At 38.1% G+C, this 20,633-nt stretch carries 11 protein-coding genes; 5 read left to right on the forward strand and 6 right to left on the reverse strand.

Going from position 1 to position 20,633, the window contains the following annotated elements:
- Positions 1–501: 501 nt before the first annotated feature.
- The 5 genes from NNJ73_RS03085 to trxA all read left to right on the forward strand — a co-directional run bounded on the left by NNJ73_RS03085 (position 502) and on the right by trxA (position 11,271).
- Positions 502–2,163 (forward strand): lysine--tRNA ligase, encoded by a 1,662-nt coding sequence (locus tag NNJ73_RS03085; RefSeq protein ID WP_254492669.1) that lies wholly within the window; start codon positions 502–504, stop codon positions 2,161–2,163.
- Complete coding sequence (locus NNJ73_RS03090; RefSeq protein ID WP_254492670.1) at positions 2,163–3,737, forward strand: peptide chain release factor 3; 1,575 nt, start codon at positions 2,163–2,165, stop codon at positions 3,735–3,737. Before NNJ73_RS03085 ends, NNJ73_RS03090 begins: the two co-directional genes overlap by 1 nt.
- A 436-nt stretch (positions 3,738–4,173) precedes the next feature.
- Positions 4,174–7,293, forward strand: coding sequence for a double-strand break repair protein AddB (addB, locus tag NNJ73_RS03095; RefSeq protein ID WP_254492671.1), 3,120 nt, complete (start codon positions 4,174–4,176; stop codon positions 7,291–7,293).
- Between the two features lie 2 nt (positions 7,294–7,295).
- Positions 7,296–10,769: a double-strand break repair helicase AddA gene (gene addA / locus NNJ73_RS03100; RefSeq protein WP_254492672.1), complete on the forward strand. Its 3,474-nt coding sequence runs from the start codon at positions 7,296–7,298 to the stop codon at positions 10,767–10,769.
- Between the two features lie 178 nt (positions 10,770–10,947).
- On the forward strand, positions 10,948–11,271 hold the full coding sequence (gene trxA, locus NNJ73_RS03105; protein WP_254492673.1) for a thioredoxin: 324 nt from the start codon (positions 10,948–10,950) through the stop codon (positions 11,269–11,271).
- A gap of 169 nt (positions 11,272–11,440) precedes the next feature.
- On the opposite strand, the gene tsaE is transcribed toward trxA, so the two are convergent.
- The 6 genes from tsaE to accD all read right to left on the reverse strand — a co-directional run bounded on the left by tsaE (position 11,441) and on the right by accD (position 19,831).
- The gene (tsaE, locus tag NNJ73_RS03110) at positions 11,441–11,908 is read right to left on the reverse strand and encodes a tRNA (adenosine(37)-N6)-threonylcarbamoyltransferase complex ATPase subunit type 1 TsaE (protein WP_371923246.1); all 468 of its coding nucleotides are present in this window, start codon (positions 11,906–11,908) and stop codon (positions 11,441–11,443) included.
- Positions 11,909–11,919: 11 nt separating this feature from the next.
- The gene (locus NNJ73_RS03115; RefSeq protein WP_254492675.1) at positions 11,920–14,385 is read right to left on the reverse strand and encodes a PAS-domain containing protein; all 2,466 of its coding nucleotides are present in this window, start codon (positions 14,383–14,385) and stop codon (positions 11,920–11,922) included.
- 36 nt (positions 14,386–14,421) lie between these two features.
- Positions 14,422–15,819 carry an adenosylhomocysteinase gene (gene ahcY / locus NNJ73_RS03120; protein ID WP_254492676.1) on the reverse strand — a complete coding sequence of 466 codons (1,398 nt, stop codon included), beginning with the start codon at positions 15,817–15,819 and terminating at the stop codon, positions 14,422–14,424.
- A 725-nt stretch (positions 15,820–16,544) separates the two neighbouring features.
- Positions 16,545–17,543: a complex I NDUFA9 subunit family protein gene (locus NNJ73_RS03125; RefSeq protein WP_254492677.1), complete on the reverse strand. Its 999-nt coding sequence runs from the start codon at positions 17,541–17,543 to the stop codon at positions 16,545–16,547.
- A gap of 43 nt (positions 17,544–17,586) precedes the next feature.
- Positions 17,587–18,906 (reverse strand): folylpolyglutamate synthase/dihydrofolate synthase family protein, encoded by a 1,320-nt coding sequence (locus NNJ73_RS03130; RefSeq protein ID WP_254492678.1) that lies wholly within the window; start codon positions 18,904–18,906, stop codon positions 17,587–17,589.
- 4 nt (positions 18,907–18,910) lie between these two features.
- Entirely contained in the window at positions 18,911–19,831 is a 921-nt protein-coding gene (gene accD / locus NNJ73_RS03135) for an acetyl-CoA carboxylase, carboxyltransferase subunit beta (RefSeq protein ID WP_254492679.1), read from the reverse strand.
- Positions 19,832–20,633: the final 802 nt, after the last annotated feature.

Genomic DNA, 20,633 nt, shown 5'->3' on the forward strand with positions numbered 1-20,633 from the left:
ATGATTTATCATATTGTTTTATAATGATAATTTATCTTTTTTCTATTGAATTTAGAATCTTGAAGACTTTAAAATTTTCTCTTTTCAAATGTCTCTCATATCGAATCAATCAAAATCATTTTTTTGCATATTACAAGCTGATGAGCCATGTGGGTAAAAACTGTACAAGAAAGGCATATCTTTTATGAATCATCTCAAGCGTTAAGAATTGTAACAACATTAGGGAGCAAAGTTTGTGATGATGTTGGTTTGCTCACCAATATAATAAGCACGCCTTATGATTAAGAAAAAAGAAGGCTTTGATAAGCAAAACAAGATACTTTTGCTTTATAATATTGAACGTTTTTTATTTTTATCAAAATAAAATATGTTTACAGCGTGGTTTGTTTTTATATGGTGAGTATCAAGAAATTTCCATATTTTTGCTTGCTATTATTGACGAATAAATTCAAGAACCATACACCCTATTTTGAAAAGAGTATAATTTTTAGGATAAAGATAATGATGCGTGATCAGTGTGATGCCCTTAGCCTTACGCCTGAATTAAAGGATGCGGCTGCTCAATCGAGAACTTGGCCATTTGAAGAAGCACGTAAGATTATCAAACGGTACGAAAAGACGGGTTATCCAGACAGTGTAATATTTGAAACAGGTTATGGGCCTTCTGGTTTACCGCATATTGGAACTTTTGGTGAAGTGGCACGTACAACCATGGTGCGTCATGCATTTCATATCCTTACAGAGAATAAAGTAAAAACAAAGCTGCTTTGTTTTTCTGATGATATGGATGGTTTGCGCAAGGTCCCTGAGAATGTGCCTGATCGCGAGAAGATGGAACATTATCTTGGTCAACCGTTGAGCCGCGTTCCTGATCCTTTTGGAGATGATTATCTTTCTTTTGGAGCGGCGAATAATGCACGTTTACGGGCTTTTCTTGATCGTTTTGGTTTTGATTATGAATTTGCAAGTGCTACGGATTATTACAGTTCCGGTCGTTTTGATGAAACACTTTTAAAAATCCTTGCCTGTTATGACAAGGTGATGGCAATTATTTTACCAACATTGGGTGAAGAACGGCAGGCGACTTATTCTCTCTTTTTACCGATTTCTCCCTTTTCTGGGAAAGTATTACAGGTACCGATGATTGCGCGTAATGTTGAAAAAGGAACGGTTACTTATATCGAGCCTGAAACAGGAGAAACTATAGAAACGGAGGTCACTAGGGGCAAGGTTAAGTGTCAATGGAAGGTTGATTGGGCTATGCGCTGGACAGCGCTTGGCATTGATTATGAAATGGCAGGAAAAGATCTTATCGATTCCACAAATCTTTCTTCTAAAATTTGTAAAGTCTTGGGTGGGAAACCTCCAGAAGGATTTAACTATGAGCTCTTTTTGGATGAAAAGGGTCAGAAAATTTCCAAATCCAAGGGAAATGGTTTAACCATTGATGAATGGCTTACTTACGCTCCAACGGAGAGTTTAGGGCTTTATATGTTTTCAAAGCCCAAAACAGCCAAAAGGCTTTATTTTGATGTTATTCCCAAAGTCGTGGATGAATATTATGCACATCTTTCAGCTTATGGTCGTCAAAGTTGGCAAGAACGGCTTAATAATCCAGTATGGCATATCCATAATGGTTGTCCTCCACAGGTTGATTTACCGGTTCCCTTTGCTCTTCTGTTGAATTTGGTAAGTGCTTCAAATGCAGAGAATAAAGAGGTTCTCTGGGGGTTTATTTCTCGCTATGCTCAAGGAGCCAATGCACAAACTTATCCAGAACTTGATCAGTTAGTGCAATTTGCTCTTAAATATTTTGATATTTTTGTGAAACCTAACAAAAAATTTCGCGCAGCAGATGATAGTGAACGGGCAACATTAGCGCAAATTGATGCAAAATTAGCCAGTTTGCCTGAAACTGCTGATAGCAATATGATTCAAAATGCACTTCTTGATGTTGCACGTTTAATAGAACGCTATCAAGATCATAACAAAAAAAGCCCTGAAGGGGGACCGGGTGTTTCAAATGTTTTTTTTCAAATGATCTATGAAGTCCTTTTAGGGCAGGAACGAGGACCACGATTGGGATCATTTATTGCGCTTTATGGGATTAATGAAATGCGTGCACTAATTGCTGAAGCACTTGCACGATCTGTGGAGGAATAATGGAAAGAAGAGTGCAAGAAGTAAAGCGACGCCGTACATTTGCAATTATTGCTCACCCAGATGCTGGAAAAACGACATTGACAGAAAAGCTTTTATTGTTTGGTGGTGCTATTCAACTTGCAGGAGAAGTAAAAGCTAAAAAGGATCGTATTCAAACCCGTTCTGATTGGATGAATATTGAGCGTGATCGTGGTATTTCCGTTGTGACTTCAGTGATGACGTTTGAATATGAAAATCATATTTTTAATCTCTTAGATACGCCAGGCCATGAAGATTTTGCAGACGATACCTATCGCACGCTGACAGCTGTTGATAGTGCTATCATGGTCTTGGATGGCGCCCGCGGGATTGAGCCTAGAACACTGAAATTGTTTGAAGTGTGTCGGATGCGGGATATTCCTATTGTTACTTTTATCAATAAAATGGATCGTGAGGCGCGTGATCCTCTAGAGCTTTTAGATGAAATTGAAGAAAAGCTAGCGCTTGATACCGCACCCATAACATGGCCCATTGGGACGGGTAAAGATTTTGTTGGGACTTTTGATCTTCATCATAATCGATTTCGTCAAAAAGATGATGAAGTAACACAACAGATCGTTTCAGATCCCAGTGAAATTGTCCATTTACTTCCAGAGTATCAACATTCAACTTTTATTGAAGGGGTGGAACTCGCTCGAAATGCTTGCAAAAATTTTGATCTTCAAGCTTTCCGTGAAGGGCATATGACACCGGTTTATTTTGGTTCGGCGTTACGAAATTTTGGTGTTCGTGATTTGATCAATGCACTCATTGATTTTGGTCAAAGTCCTCGTGATCAAAGTGCAGATCAGCGCAATATCATAGCAACTGAACCTAAAATGACGGGGTTTGTTTTTAAAATTCAAGCAAATATGGATCCTAATCACCGTGATCGTATTGCATTTTTTCGGGTCTGTTCTGGAACACTTGAACGCGGCATGAAGACAAAGTTAGTGCGAACAGGAAAACCGATGACACTTTCGGCTCCACAATTTTTCTTTGCGCGTTCACGCCAAATTGCTGATCAAGCCTATGCTGGTGATATCGTAGGAATCCCTAATCATGGAACGTTACGGATTGGCGATACTTTGACTGAAGGAGAAGATATCCTCTTTAAGGGAGTCCCCAATTTTGCACCAGAAATTTTGCGTCGTGTTTGTTTAGGCGATCCAATGAAAGCAAAAAAGCTTAAAGAAGCTTTGCAACAGATGGCGGAAGAAGGGGTTGTGCAATTATTTATTCCAGATGATGGGTCACCTTCTCTCATTGGTGTTATTGGTGCTTTGCAAATTGATGTTTTAAAAGAGCGATTGAAAATAGAATATTCTTTACCGGTAAATTTTGAACCAGCACGCTTTAATGTATGTCGTTGGATTTCAACACAGAGCAAAGATGAGTTGCAAAAGTTTCTCAGCAATCACCGCTCTGCTATTGCGTATGATTTAGAGGGTGATCCAGTATTTTTAGCAGAGAACCATTTTTCATTAAATTATGAGGCAGAAAGAGCTCCTAAAATAAAATTTTCTGCTTTTAAAGATTATCAAATACGCGCTTAATGTAAAGAAGAATCGGTTATACAACAATTTGGTTGGTAATCATTTGTCACGTTGAGTTGGAGTATTTTTTCTGAAAGTGATAGAGTATGTAAAGAACATTTTCAGAGTGCACGATAGAAAGAATGCCGTAAATTTAACTATTATATTCAATAATTTACAATATATTTATACTTTTGGCGCTTTTAAAATTTTAATATTTTTTAGAGTACTTATGTGAGTTAGAGAACAAGCTATCGCCCATTCTTCGTTGAAACATATCAAAAAAATTTTGATATGTTTTTTTACGATAAGATATGAAATGTCTTTCAATCTTTTTAAAATCTAAATTAAGAATCTCCTGTATAAATATAGTTTTTAATTGTATGAAAATTGTATACAGTCAAAATAATACAAATAATCAATAAGATGGAATTTGTTATCCCAAATACAATATCATATGACCTATAAACCACGTGTCTTTTCTATTTCTTCTGGAACAGCTTTTTTGCCTCACTTTGTTGATGCGCTGTTCTCTGGTGCCCTTATTGATAATTTTGCTTCTGATGGAGATATTCAAACGGCTCTTGCCGATAGCCTTATTTATGTTCCGACACGTCGTGCGGCTCGGGCTTTGCGTTTAGCCTTTGTTGAAAGAAGTGATACACGATCAACCTTCTTGCCAACCATTCGTGCTCTAGGAGATGTCGATGAAGACAGTTTCCTTTTTGTTGAAAATCATACCAGCACTCTCAATCCACCCATTGGCGAAAGTGAACGCCTGCTGCTTTTAGCGCGTCTTATTCGTCCATGGCGTGAAAATTTGCCTGCACATTTGCGTACCATGTTTGGTACAGAAGATGTGCTTATTCCGGCTCATAGTGCCGATGCACTTTGGCTTGCTCAAGATTTAGCACATTTGATGGATGAAATTGAAACAGAAGGAGCAGACTGGTCAAAACTTAAAGATATTGCCCCTGATATGGTCGCTGAATGGTGGCAAATAACGCTCGATTTTTTAACGATTGTGACACAAAATTGGCCGCAAATTTTAACAGAAAGGCAACGAAGTAATCCCGCTGAATGGCGTAATCAAGCACTTACAATGCACGCAGAGACTTTACGACGCGCACAATCTGATAAACCTATCATTGCGGCTGGTGTATCAGGTTCTATGCCGGAAGTTTCTCATCTTTTAAAGGTTATAGCCTCTCTGCCAAAAGGGGCAGTTGTTCTTCCGGGTCTTGATCTTCATATGGATGAAGAGCAATGGAATGCACTTGGCACGAGCAATAAAGAAAAAGCAGTTTCTGCTTCTTTTAATCATGTAGAAAACGTTTTTAGCCATCCTCAATATCATTTAAAAAAACTTTTAACTCTCATGGAGTGTCAACGCGCCCATGTTTGTGAGATTGGCCAACAAAGTGCAACAAAGAAAAGGCGAATGGCGCTTTTATCAGAAGCATTCCGACCAGCTTCTACAACCGATAAATGGGTACAAATTGTCCGTGATGATTATGAGGAACTTTGTGCAGATTGGTCATTTATTGAAGCTATAAATGAACGTGAGGAAGCTCTGGCTATCGCTGTTGCTTTACGAAGAGCTATTGAAAATCCCAAAAAAACCGCAGCTCTTATTACAAATGACCGTAATTTAGCCCGCCGTGTTGCGGCGGAATTACAGCGATTTGGTATTGAAGCAAATGATTCAGGGGGAATACCACTTGCACAAACATTGCCTGTAACACTCTTACGACTGATCTTAGAAAATGTGTTGCAACCTGATGATCCCATTGCTTTTCTTTCTCTTCTTAAACATCCACTGACAACACTCCACCAAAACCGTCATCGCTTACGCGAACTGGCAGAAAATTTTGAACTTTTTGTACTTCGAGGGAATACAGGGCGCATCAATCTTTTTGAATGTGATCAATTCCTTGAAAAATGGATTGAAACATATTCTCATGATCGTTCTGAAATGAATGCCCTTGATCAGCAGAAGTTTGAAGAAGCACGTTTTCTGTGTCATCTTTTGAAGAAAGCTGTTGAACCTTTAACCTTTCTCATGAAACAAGAGAAAGAATGCACCGTCAATGAAGCTGCGATAGCAACTGTTGAAATTTTTGAGAATTTTGGTCGCAATGAGGATAATTCTCTTGCTCATCTTTATCAACACGAAGCAGGACAAACCCTATCAAATTTTTTGCGTGAATTGGTCAGTGATCAATCAGGATTAACATTTCATTTTAGCGAATGGCCTGCTATGTTTTCTGCATTGATCGCAACGCGTTCCGTCACACCTTCACCTGGAGGACATCCACGTTTATTCATCTGGGGTACTTTGGAATCACGTTTGCAAACGGTTGATACAGTGGTCATCGGCGGTCTTAATGAAGGTTCATGGCCGATATCAACCCGAAATGATGCTTTTTTATCGCGCCCGATGAAAATGATGTTAACTCTGGAACCACCAGAGCAACGTATAGGTGTTTCTGCGCATGATTTTCAATGGGCTATGGGAATGGATAAAGTGGTGATGAGTCGTTCATTGCGGGTTAATCATACTCCTTCTATTCCCTCACGATGGCTACAACGTATAGAAACAGTTGTAGGAAAACAGGTTTGGAAACAAATTCGTGCACGCGGTGAAATATTACGCCATTGGAGCAAGATGCTTGATCATACAAGCGTAAATTCTGAGGTGAAACGTCCTTGTCCTGTACCACCTCTTACTATGCGTCCGCGTCATTTTTCAGTCACTGAAATAGAAACATTGCGGTATGATCCTTATGCTATTTATGCCAAAAGAATCTTACGACTCAAACCTCTTAAAGCACTGATTCATGACCCTAGCACACTTGAGCGCGGAATACTTTATCACGCTATTCTTGCCGCTTTTTGCACACAAATAAAAAATCCAAATGCTGCAAATGCACTCAATGTTCTGCTTTCTATTGGACGTAAAGAATTTGATAAATTCAATTTTCCACCTGATATTGAAACAGTTTGGTGGAACAGTTTTGAAAATCTTGCTCCATTTCTAATTCAATGGGAACAAAGTTTAGGACCGCGAGAGCGGTATTCGGAAGTAGTCTCACAAAAAATTCCTATAGGCAAAACAGGAGTAACCCTTTCAGGACGGGCTGATCGCCTTGATGTTTTGCCAGACAAAATGGTTGAAATTCTAGATTTCAAAACTGGAACCCCTCCTTCATCAAAACAAGTTCGTGAATTATTATTTCCACAATTGGCTTTAGAAACAGCTTTGCTGATGGAAGGGGCATTTCCAGATTTTCAAGATCTTGTTCCCTCAAATTTATTTTATGTTCCTCTGAACGGAAAAGGTGAAATTAAATCTCAATCCATTCTTTTAACGGAAAAAGACAAAAAAACTTATCTTAGTGCCGTTAATCTTGGTGAAATCGCATGGAAAAATCTTATTGCCCTTATAACGTATTATCAAAATCCACAACAAGGCTATCTCTCACATGCTGTTCCCATTGAAAAACGGCATGAAGGTGACTACGACCATTTAGCAAGGTTGTGGGAATGGTCAATTGGTTTTCATGAAGAAGAGTAATCATGACGTTTTTTTCTATTCCTGAAGCTGCTCTTGATGCACAAGCGACGGCAACACATCCCCAGAAAAACGTGTGGGTTTCTGCGAATGCAGGATCTGGAAAAACGCATGTTTTAAGTGAACGTGTTATTCGTTTGCTTTTAAATGGTACGCCTCCAGCACGTATTTTATGCCTTACTTATACAAGAGCTGCTGCTGCTGTTATGCAATCACGAATTTTTCGCACGTTGTCCAGTTGGAATGAACTGGATGATGCACAGCTGCAAGAAACCTTGACACGGTTTGAAAATAAGCCCGTCAATGCGCAAAAATTAACTTATGCACGACAACTCTTCGCGCGTGCTCTTGAAACACCTGGTGGCTTAAAAATTCAAACGATTCATGCTTTTTGCGAATCTCTCTTGTATCAATTTATGTTAGAAGCCAATATTGCACGGCATTTTGAAATTCCTGATGATGTCAGTCGCAAAAAATTACGACAAGAATCCCGTCGCCAACTTTTAGTACGTCGTGATATACAGCCTGCTTTACAACAGTTACTTCAAGTTATTAGCGAACATACTTTTAACAAACTTCTCTATGAAGCTATTGAAAAGCAACATAAACTCTCTGATTTTTTCTCTTCTCTTTTATCTGAAAATGGAGAAGAAAAATTTCGTGCGCTTTTTTACTTAGCGCCTGATGAAACAAACCAATCCCTATTAGAACAAATTCAACAAACCGCGCGTCTTCCTCTTTATGCTCTTAAGCATTGTGAAACCAATGGCAGTCAACGTCTAAAAGAGATGGTGGAAAAGTTTTCCCAATTAGAAGAAGCGCGTGATGAGACCAATATTCTCAATATTGTCTCTGATATTTATTTGACCACAGAGGGTAAACCACGTAATTTTCCACATTTATTTCGTAAAAAATCAGATGAAATTTGGCCTTTTATTCAACAGATGCTTGAAGATAAACAAAACAAGCTTTCTGTTCTTTTAGAAAAATATCAATGCGCAAAAGTTGCCACCCTCAATATGGCTGCTTTTCAGCTGTGTACTGTTTATCTCGAAATCTATACCAATCTAAAAAAGGCCAATGGCTTCTTAGATTTTGATGACATTATCGAGCGTACACTTCATTTGTTACAGCGCAAAGGTGCAAGCCAATGGGTGCACTATAAACTTGATCAGGGGCTTGATCATATTCTACTTGATGAAGCACAAGATACCAACCCTGAGCAATGGCAAATTATTCAACTGTTGGCACAAGAATTTTTCTCAGGGTATAGCCAACGAACAAATATACGGACTCTTTTTGCTGTTGGAGATGAAAAGCAATCTATTTATTCTTTTCAAGGTGCGGCTCCAGAAAATTTTGCTGCAAATGGACGAATTATTCAAAAAAAAGCGCAGCAAACAAATCAGCAATTTGAAAAAATACAATTGCATTATTCTTTTCGCTCTACAGCAGATATTCTTAAAAGCGTTGATCTTGTTTTTGAAACACCAGAAAACTATAAAGGACTTTCGGCCGAAAATACAAAGACGGTGCATGAAGCTATTCGTGTTCATAGTCCGGGAGAGGTTGTTATATGGGATGCTATTTCTAAAGAAACAAGCGAATTTCCGCATGACTGGCATTTAAGCGTTGACCATTTAGATACACCTGAAGTGCGTTTAGCAGAAAAAATTGCTGAAACGGTTGCTGGCTGGTTACGAAAAGGCGAAATGCTTCCAGCAAAAGGACGCTTAATACGGGCAAGTGATATTATGATCTTGGTCCGTAAACGTGATAAATTTGTCTCAGCTCTTTCTCGTGCTCTTAAACACCTTAATATTCCCGTAGCAGGGGCTGATCGTTTACAACTCACCAAACATATTAGTATCCGTGATTTAATGGCACTTGGGCGTTTTGTTTTGCAGCCACAAGATGATCTTTCTCTTGCTTGCGTGTTAAAAAGCCCCCTTTTTGCTTTTTGTGAAGAGGAACTCTATCAGCTTGCCGCACACCGCACCGGCTCTCTTTGGCAAAGCTTATTTACGCACGCATCATTGAAAGCATCTTTTAAAGATGCTTTTGAAAAGTTGAATCATTATCGCGCTTTAGTAGATAAAATACCGGTTTTCGAGTTTTATAGCCATATTTTGAATAATGATAAGGGAAGACAAAAAATTCTGTCTCGTTTAGGATCTGAAGCCAATGATGTGCTCGATGCTTTTATGGATTATACGCTTAACATTCAAAAAACAGGATTACCAGGATTACAAGCTTTTTTAGAAACATTAAGTGCAAGCGAACCAGAAATTAAACGTGAATTTGAACAAAACAATGAAGAAATTCGCATCATGACTGTTCATGCTGCAAAAGGACTAGAAGCTGCTGTTGTATTTTTGGTTGATCCTGGTAGCGCGATTTGGCATCCTCAGCATGCGCCTCATTTGCTTAAAGTTTCTTTAGACAATACACAAGGGAACGGACAAGAAGCTTTTATTTGGCGCCCCAATGAAAAGTTTGATACAAAGCTCTCTAAGAAAGCAATTTCACATTTAAAAGAGCGTGCCGAAGAAGAATATAGGCGCCTTCTTTATGTAGGAATGACACGTGCTGAAGATCGTTTATTTGTTTGTGGATATAAAGGTAAAAAAACGCCCTCTGACACATGGCTACAACTGGTAAAAAACGCCCTTGAACCCCATGCGGTTGCTATAAAAGGTCCCGCAGAAGATATTGCAGCTTGGCGTTATTGCATTACATCTTCTTCTGCCTCTATAAACCAAGAAGTCGCTTTCGCTGAGAGTCAAGCCTTACCACCTTTGCCTGCTTTTTTCTCTCATAAAGTACCAGCAGAACCAATGCTTCCAAAACCGTTAAAACCCTCTGTCGCAAGCCTTTCCATTGAAGCTGATACAGAGCTTTCTTCAAGCCCAAAACAACTTTTCACTTCGCCTGTTTTAGGAGAAACAAACACCAACAGAGCTTTTTTCATTGAATATGGTCATCTCATTCACCGATTATTACAATATCTACCCAATTGCCCCCCACAAAAACGTCAAGATTATGCTCGAAACTATCTCAATATCAAAGCTTCTCATTGGGAGAAAAGCCAAAGAGAAGGTGCTCTTCGCCATGTTTGGAAAATTTTAGATCATGTTTACCTCAAACCTCTCTTTTCTGAGCATTCACGTGCTGAGGTTCCTTTAATGGGTATTGTAAAAATTCGTGGAAAAGAACAAGCAGTTTCTGGTCAAATTGATCGTCTCTACATCACGAAAAACAGCATTATCTTTGCTGATTTTAAAACGGGACACCCACCAGAAAATGAAGCCGCTATTGCTCCTCATCATTGGTTGCAAATGGCTCTTTATCGGAAATTGTTGCAGGCTATTCATCCCAATAAAGATGTCCAAGCTCTGCTTATCTACAGTAAAGAAGCTAAAATTTTTAAACTTCCTCCAGAAAAGCTTGAGGCATTTCTTGATGAAATTGCCTTATAAGTTATTCTTTCCCTTCAAAGTATCTTTATGCTTTTTTACTTTCATAAAATCGTTCAAATAAACGCACTCCACAATTTTTGGTACAGAAAAGCCCTTTAATAATTTATTTTTACAATAACTTGATATGAATTGTTATTATACCAATCTATAAAAAGTGAGTAGTATAAAGGATAAATCAATGACGTGTATAAAAGTTGATAAGAACAATTTCGAAAGTGAAGTTTTAACTTCTTCCACCCCTGTTGTGGTTGATTTTTGGGCAGAATGGTGTGGTCCCTGCAAAATGATTGCGCCAATTTTGGATGAAATTTCAACGGAAATGCAAAATCAAGTTAAAATTGTCAAAGTAAATATTGATGAAAATCCGGAATTGGCTACCCAATATGGAGTACGCTCTATCCCTACATTATTAATGTTTAAAAATGGAAATGTCTCATCAAATATGGTTGGCGCTACCTCTAAAGGACGTCTTTCTGAATGGATAAAAGATGGGCTTAGTTAATGCTATACATAGGCAACGATAAAGGAGAGACATTTTATCTCTCCTTTTGATTTTTTTTAAATATTCTACGATATATTGTAAAAGAAGTTCAATTAAAGAAAAAAGTTAGATGCATTTATTTTAATGCTTTTAAGAGTCCATATTGTTAAGCGTGATTATGCGATATTTTTTATGAACGAATTGCAAAAGATTGTTGCAAACATTCAATGGAATGTTGTGCTGATTTCAATGTCACATGACGTCCCTGTGCTTTGTATTGTAAGGTGAGTGCAAAAGTGGCAATCTCTAAAAGATCTGCACTTCTTTCTGGCCATTCAACGAGTAAAATGGTTTTCTCACGTGCTTCATGAAGCCCTAATTCGTCAATTTCTTCTGCCATGGAAAGTCGATAAAGATCAGCATGAATAATTTCAAACTGTGGAAGTTTATAGCTTTGCACAAGAGTAAAAGTAGGGCTTGGAACATCTATAGTGTTATCGTTTGCAAGCGTTTGGATGATTGTCCGTGCGATGGTTGATTTTCCAGTTCCAAGATCCCCTTGCAGCGTTACAAGATCCCCTGGCTTTAAAGAAAGGGCTAAATTTTTTGCAAAAAGCTTTGTTGCCTCTTCATTTTCAAGAAAAAAATCAAAATTCATTAAGGCTTTCATTAAAAAATCTCATCTCCTTTTGGGAGGGGGAAAAAACACTTAACTGTTGTTCCTTTTCCAGAACCGGTAAGAATTTCAACATGTCCACCATGTAGTTCAACGAAACTTTTCACAAGCGAAAGACCAAGCCCCGCTCCTGCACGCCCACCATGGTGTGAATGGGAAGAAAAACGTTTAAAAATACGATCAAGAATGTCTTCAGGGATGTCAGAGCCCTCATTGTGAACGCTAAAGACAATGTTATCATCTTGTTCATCGACACAAAATTCAATTGTGCTCGCTTCCGTTGCAAAATTAAGTGCATTACTTAAGACATTCACAAAAATTTGATGTAAGCGTTTTTCGTCAGCAGAAATAGTGTTTAGGGAAGGAGAAATTTGTTGTAAAAGCGTAATATGACGCCCGTTAAGGCGATCTTCTACACGGGCTACTGCTTGTATCATCGCATCGGCAATGTTAACTGGTTTTATGTCTAACTCCATAATACCTGCATCAAGAGTGGCAAGATCAAGAATATCATTAACAATATTTAAAAGGGTTCCTGATTCTGAATGAATGTGCCCAAGATATTCTTGTTGACGTTCATTGATAGAACCGAAAATTTGATCCCGTAAAATGTCAGAAAATCCAATAATATTGGTGAGAGGTGTACGCAATTCATAGGAAACATGTTGAACAAATTCATTCCGCAAACGATCTGCACTTTCTAAGGCTTCATTTTTTTCTTGAAGAGCACGTGCAACATGGACAGTATCTGTGACATTCACAAAAGTAAGCATCGTTTGTCCATCGGGAAGAGGGACCAAAGTATAGTCAATAATCATATCATTTTTAAGATCTATACGACCTGAATATGTTTCACGTTTTTCAGCAAAACCGGTAATGAATTTAGTAAATTGATCCCATTCTTGTCGCACTGTTAAGGCTGAACAATGGCTTTTTAACTGTGTAATGTGGGTTCCTTCTACCATTAAATTATAAGGAAGCGACCACAATTTCGACAGGGAAGGATTCGATAAACGAAGGCGTCCATCAGCACCAAAAACGACCACACCTTCAGAAAGTTTATCAAGTGTTTCACCTTGTATTTTAATAAGTGTATTATAACGGCGTTCAAGATCAATTTTTTCTGTAAGGTTCTCATAAAGCCACGTAACCCCTCCTTGTGGATGAGGATTCGAGACAACACGCACCGTACGACCATCTGGAAGATTCCAAATTTGTTGGTTCGATTCTGTTTGCCGATAGGCTTTAAAAAGTTCTTCTTTCCACGCACGCCAATCAGGATGTTCAGCAATGAGCCCTTTTTCACGTAAACGTTCAAGGAATAATGTATGGCTTGGTTCACTTTCTAAAAAGGAACTTTCTAACGGCCATAAAATTTTAAAAGCATGATTGCAGAATTTTAATTTTTGGTTTGTATCAAAAATGGCGACAGCTGTTGAGATTTGGTCAAGGGTTTCACAATGGCTTTGAAGCACATATCTTAATTCATGAGAAAGACTTTCATAGGCGCTGTCATCTCGTGCAAAAGCAGCCATTCCTTCGGCTGTTGTGAGACGTGTGAGATGAAAATAGCGCCGTTCACCATCAATGACGGTATGAACATGTTCTTGAAAAATTGTTTCTGTTTCATCTGTTTTGCGTTGTGTGTTTTCATTGAAAAGATCACCCATTTCATCACTATCTTCACGAAAGTCTGTCATTTCTCTAAAGGCGCGATTGATAAAACAAACTTTTCCTTCGCAATCTTTTATCCATACAGGCTCTTGAATAAGATCAAGAAGATTACGCTGCATTCTAAGTTCAGTAAGAAGGCGAGCAATATCTTTTTGTAAACGAGCATTTTCGTTCTGCTGTTTTGAGATATCTTGAAAACGAGCAATAGCGACTGTTCCTGCGATAACCCCTGTAACTTGTAGCAGCACATTATTTGTGGTGGTGATAGAAAGCTCAAAAGGGTGACATTTACAACACAGTTGAGTCAACGCATAATCAAGTTCTTGCAGAGAATTTTCTTCAACCCAGAGTTCAAAGCGCTGAAAATCTTGCTGATCAATGCCTATTTTTTGTAATGTGGAAAGGCCACCAACGACACGAGGCAAGGATGTTGGATTTTCCCAAATAAGAAGGAGTTGTTTGGTTTCTTCCAGAAGCCATTCATAATATTTAAGTTTTTCAGAAAAATCTGTCTGAATTATCTTCAAAGGTTTCTGGGCTGCTTTTTTTGCATGCATAATAACAACCATGCACGTAAAAAATGAAGCACAAGAAATTCCTCCACACAGCGCTAAAAGCAGCCATGGACCATTTGGCAAAGTGAAAGAGAATGGTAAATAACCTTCTAACGACTGAGCAACAGTGCGTGTTGGAGAAAAAAAGAAAAAAAGGCAAAATATATACGTGAAGATTCGAATCATGTTTTGAGCTTTTTCTTTGGGGGTATGGTCACCAAAGCTGAGCACGACATTTTTCCCTCTTTTTAAACCCAAGGAAGCATTTTAGTAACGATAATGGTTTGGTTTATAAGGTCCTTGCGGTGTAACTCCAATATAAGCAGCTTGTTCTTTTGATAAAACAGTTAATTTTATTCCTAATCGATCAAGATGGAGACGTGCAACTTTTTCGTCAAGATGTTTAGGCAGAACAGTGACTTCATTTTTATAGTGTTCGGCACGGGTAAAAAGTTCAATTTGCGCTAAAACTTGATTGGTAAACGAAGCTGACATGACAAAAGAAGGATGCCCCGTCGCATTACCGAGGTTTAACAAACGCCCTTCAGAAAGCAAAATGATACGTTTTCCATCAGGAAAGGTGATCATGTCAACTTGAGGTTTAATATTGGTCCATGGCAAATTTCTAAGGGCTGCGACTTGGATTTCATTATCAAAATGACCAATATTGCCAAGAATACACATATCTTTTACTTGGCGCATATGATCTAAACGGACGACATCTTTATTGCCTGTTGTTGTGATGATAATATCAGCACTGGAGACAGCATCATCCAAATTAACAACTTCATAGCCATCCATAGCCGCTTGAAGCGCGCAAATAGGATCAATTTCTGTTATTTTAACACGAGCTCCAGCACCTGAAAGAGACGCCGCTGAACCTTTTCCTACATCACCATAACCACAGACAATAGCAGTTTTCCCCGCGATCATCACGTCTGTTCCACGGCGAATACCATCAACCAATGATTCTTTACATCCATATTTATTATCAAACTTTGATTTCGTGACGCTATCATTGACATTAATAGCAGGGAAAGGCAGAAGCCCTTCTTTTTGTAATTGATAAAGACGATTGACACCTGTTGTGGTTTCTTCGCTTACACCCTTAATTGCTGCGCGTTGTCGTGTAAAAAATCCTGGCGTTATATCCATACGCTTTTGAATTTGTTTGAAAAAAATTTCTTCTTCTTCTGTTTTGGGATGCGAGAGGATATCTTTATTTTGTTCTGCACGACTTCCCATTAAAATATAGTTTGTAGCATCTGCTCCATCATCTAAAATCATATTGGAAGGATTACCGTCAGGCCATTGGAAAATTGCATCTATATAAGTCCAATATTCTTCCAATGTTTCACCCTTAACGGCGAATACAGGAATACCCGTTGCGGCAATAGCTGCTGCTGCATGATCTTGCGTGGAAAAAATATTGCTAGAGCTCCACCGTATATCGGCACCAATCGCTTTTAATGTTTCAATTAAAACAGCTGTTTGAATTGTCATATGCAATGAGCCAGAAATCCGCGCACCGCGTAAAGGTTGATTGGAGGAAAATTCCTTGCGACAAGCCATTAAGCCAGGCATTTCAGTTTCAGCAATATCAAGTTCTTTACGACCATAAGCGGCAAGGGCAATATCTTTGACAACAAAATCTTGAGCTGTCATTCTTCATTCCTTTAAAATCAGTTTCTTTAAAGACGGTAGGAGAAATTAAAAAAAAATGCAAGACAAGAAGAAGACTTCTTTATGTGAAAAAGTTCTTTTAAAATCTCTATAAATTTGTGCAACAAATATGCATTTATGGATCTGAGTAGTGATTTACGAAGAGGACAAGAGATCTCAGGATAAGTCTTATTATAAAAACAAAATTTTATCCTTTTTACGGAAGGTTAAAGCTTTTAAAAATCTTCAGAGGTATACCTTTTAAAGAATAAAAATGATGTATTGCTTCACAGTTTTTATATCGACTTTTTTACAGGATAATCAAAAATAGTATACTCTTATTCTCCTCATTCATGTAGTTTTTTAGAAAAAGTATCATTACCTTGTTTCATTTCATGATTAAGCTTTTGAGCAAAATAATATAATGCAAAGCTATATGTTGTTATCTTTATATTTATGAATAGGTAATCTCAGCATAGTTTTTTTTTAGATTCCTATGGGGTGCCTCTGCTTTTGCATAAAGACAGTTTATTAAGAGATACTTTTTTCTATTTTCAATAATTTTTATCAAAAGACTGTAAATGTGTGAAGAAACACTTTATGTAATCTTGAATGGAGCATTTAAGATGCAAAAACACCAATCTATTGAACACGCTGTTTTTAAAATAGCGAACAACAAGCCATGAATTATAAATCAAATAACTAATTCAGTTTTGGGAGAATTTATTTTAGACGGTTAAGTTTTGGGAAAATTGACCATGTAGACGAAATCTCCAGAGATAACTTGGCAAGGACGCAGCGATTGCTTTAGGAGTAATTCCCACACCTTCTAAAGTATAGCCATTTTCAAGAGCTTCTTGAGAAACAATGTTATCCATTTGCAAAAAGCGTATCTGATTAACCGTTACAAGTGTTGGTACAAAGGGCAATTTACCGATTGTTCCCAAAACTCCTCCAATCAATACCCCCGCAGAAAGAGGCATCGACAGAAGCATTTTTTTACGGTGAATAATTTTGAGTATATTTTCAAGAGCATTTTGGAAGGTAATAATCTGGGGACCACCAAGATCATAATTTTTTCCCCAAGAAACCTGCCCATCTAAAGCGCGCGCAATAAACTCAGCAACGTCACCAACATACACGGGTTGCAATTTACTTTGTCCACCTCCAAAAAGAGGCATAATGGGTAAAAAACGGGACAAATCTGCCAAGGTATTAAAGAAACAATCCTCTGGTCCAAAGATAACAGATGGACGGATAATAATTGCTTGAGAATGCTTGTTATGAATGATTTGCTCACCCATAAATTTAACACGCGCATAAAGACATGAAGCATTCTCTTTGGCTACAAGTGTTGACATATAGATGAGTGGAATACCAGCTTCTGCTGTTAGTTCAGCAACATTGTAAGTACCATCAATTTGTGTACTTTTAAAATTGGATTGATTGGCTTGTTTTAAACTACCAGGCAAAAACACTGCAGCATCAGCTCCAAGTAATGCGCGTGCAACAGAGGCACGATGCTTGATATCCGTTTTAAGCATTTGGGTTTGTCCTACTTCTCCTATTTGGAGCATGTAATAAGCCTTTTGTGGACAACGAACAGCGATACGAACGCGATATCCTTGTTTCGTCAAAGTTTCAACGACATAACGTCCTACAAAACCAGACCCGCCAAAAACAGTAATAAGTTTAGGATGTTGATAAAGTGCACAATCAAGTTGCATGATTAAAAAGTCTATCTTTCAAAGCTTTAAAAATAGTCAATTTCTAACACGGTGGTGTTTTATTGTCACGCAAAATATCGCCCGCAAGATAAAGGGAACCTCCAATAAGAACAATAGCCTCTTGATATTCTTCCTTAATTTTATGCAAAGCATCTTGTAGGTGTGCTTGGGCGGACGCAAAAATTCCTGCTTTTTGGGCTGATTCAGCTAAATTTATTGGACAGATACTGGCGTTATTATTAATAAGCGGTATCGTATATACTTTCTCGACAAGGCTCGCTAAAGGACGAAAATAACCGACAGCATCTTTTGTATTGATCATGCCAGCAATCATAATAATGGGACGATCTGTTTTTTTTCTCCATTGTGTAAGTTCAGCGGCAATAACTTTTCCAGCAGCAGGATTGTGACCACCATCTAACCATAAATCAAACTTAGGAGACAGTTGATCAGCCAAATATCCGTGGGTGAGATGTTGCATACGTGCGGGCCAATAAATATTTTTCAAAGCGTTGTTTATGACTTGTTCTGAAAGTTGAAAACCTGCTTGATAGACTGCTTCAAGAGAAGCACCAGCATTGGCAACTTGGTAGTCTCCAATAAGGTTAGGAAGGGAAAGATCCATGAGACCTTGATTGTTTTGAAAAACCATACGTCCATGTTCTTTATAGCTTTGATAATCTTGATCAAATAGAGAATAAGGTGCTTTATTTTTATCGGCAAGGGATATTAAAGTAGCGAGAGTTTCTTCATAATTTTGCTTACCGATTACTACAGGAACGTTTGGTTTGATAATCCCCCCTTTTTGGAAAGCGATTTGAGCAATTGTGTTTCCAAGAAAGTTCTCATGATCATAATCAATAGGCATAATAAGCGATACGGCTGGTTTGTTAATGACATTGGTAGCATCAAAACGTCCTCCCAACCCAACTTCTAAAATGACAACATCAGCTGGATGTATACGAAACAGCATAAAGGCAGCGGCTGTAAAAATTTCAAAAATAGTAATCGGCTCTTGATGATTGACTTTTATGATTTCACGGATTGTTTCAGCTAATAAGGTCTCTGGAACAAATTGACCACCTCCTTTTTGTCCTAACCGGCAGCGTTCATTCCAGTTGACGAGATGAGGTGAACTATACATATGAACGCAGTAGCCTGCACTTTCTAAAAGAGCACGACAAATTGCTGAGGCGGATCCTTTGCCATTTGTTCCAGCAATGTGAATAACAGGGCCAAGTTTTAAATGTGGATTGCCGAGACGCTCTAAAAGGCGGACAATACGCCCTAAAGAAAGATCAAATTTTTTCGGATAATTCTTGAGTAAATCATCCACCACCCTTTGTACTTGACTTTGTTGCATAAATTTAAGCTGCTTTTGTTGTAGAAAGCAATGTTTGAGAATCTGTAGGGGATGGGTGGGAAGGGTTAACAACAGCAGGATGTTTCATCATTAAGCGTAAAAGACGTGCAATGGTTGTTTTCATTTCTAAACGCGATACAACCATATCAACCATACCATGTTCAAGCAGATATTCACTACTTTGAAAACCTTCTGGTAGAGTTTCGCGTATAGTTTGTTGAATCACACGTGGGCCAGCAAAACCAATCATAGCACCGGGTTCAGCAATGTGAATATCACCAAGCATGGCGTAAGAAGCAGTAACACCACCGGTGGTTGGATTGGTCAGAACAACAATATAGGGAAGTTTTGCTTCTTTCAGCATTTCGATTGCTACTGTTGTACGGGGCATTTGCATCAATGAGAGTGTTCCTTCTTGCATGCGCGCACCACCAGAAGCAGCGAAAAGAACCAAAGGACACCTTTCCGCAATAGCCGTATCAAAAGCTTTGATAATAGCTTCTCCTGAAGCTATACCGAGAGATCCACCCATAAAGGCAAAATCTTGAACGGTTGCAATGATGGGTAAGCCTTCAATCGTACCGCGTGCACTTAAAATATTGTCATCAACACCAAGTTTAGAACGATAATCTTTTAACCGGTCAATATAACGTTTTTCATCGCGAAACTTTAAAGGATCTGTTACAACTTTTGGATTTTCAAGAGCTGTATAGACACCATCATCAAAAAAATGCATGAGACGATTTTTGGCACTGATACGCATATGATAGCCAGAATTGGGAGCCACAAATTGATTGGCTTCCAGATCTTTATGGAAGATCATTTCACCACTGGTAGGATCTTTAATCCATAGATTTTCTGGAATTTCACGGCGTCCCAATATAGAGTTAATTTTAGGACGAACATAATTTGTAATCCAGTTCATCTTTATAGCCTTCCTTTAAATATTACACATCTTTTGCATGATTTGAAAGAATATAGAACTTAAGCAGTTACATTTGCTTTTCCGGCTGAACAATAATGAATCCATTTAATACTTTTATTCATGCACGTATAGCTCTAACCTCATTGTTTTTTTATTTTTACCATTTCCAATGTCATAAAAATCATATGCACGACGAGTGTTCCCTATCACAAATCTCTAAGACATCTTAAGAACTTATATGTTTTTATTCTTTGACTTTGGTGTTAAAACTCACCTCTTGCGCTGGTTAACAAACGGCTTATTTTCTTTTAATAAAAATGACTCTCCAATTAATCACGAACATCAACAGTCCTAAAGTAAAGAAACCTCATAATATAAAAAACCTTAACAAGGTGATATGTATCCATTAAAAAGAACGGATATGACAATGTTATGTTAGCGAAACGCTAATAGTAGAGCAAGATTTTTTTCAAACGGTTTTCTTAAAGCGCACGCGTTTCACATAAAATAAAGCACCCTCAAAAATATCATTTTTATTGTGTATCCACGTATTTCTAGATTTAACAGTTTCACATATTCATGAGAGTGCCTATGAAGCGTATACTCTCCTTTCCATGAAAGGTATAAAATTCATGATGCTCCCCTATTTTTACTGAAATAGAAGGTACAAACCGATATCTTCATACTCTTTGCTCGTTTCCAATGTGACAATAATTTTTGCATTGAGAGGGAGTATGAGAGGTCTTTTATGCCTTTTTAAAAGTGCTTTTATCCACACACCGTTTCCGTTTATGACATCTCA

Origin of the sequence: Bartonella sp. B1099, assembly GCF_944801835.1 — a bacterium.
Classification (GTDB): domain Bacteria; phylum Pseudomonadota; class Alphaproteobacteria; order Rhizobiales; family Rhizobiaceae; genus Bartonella.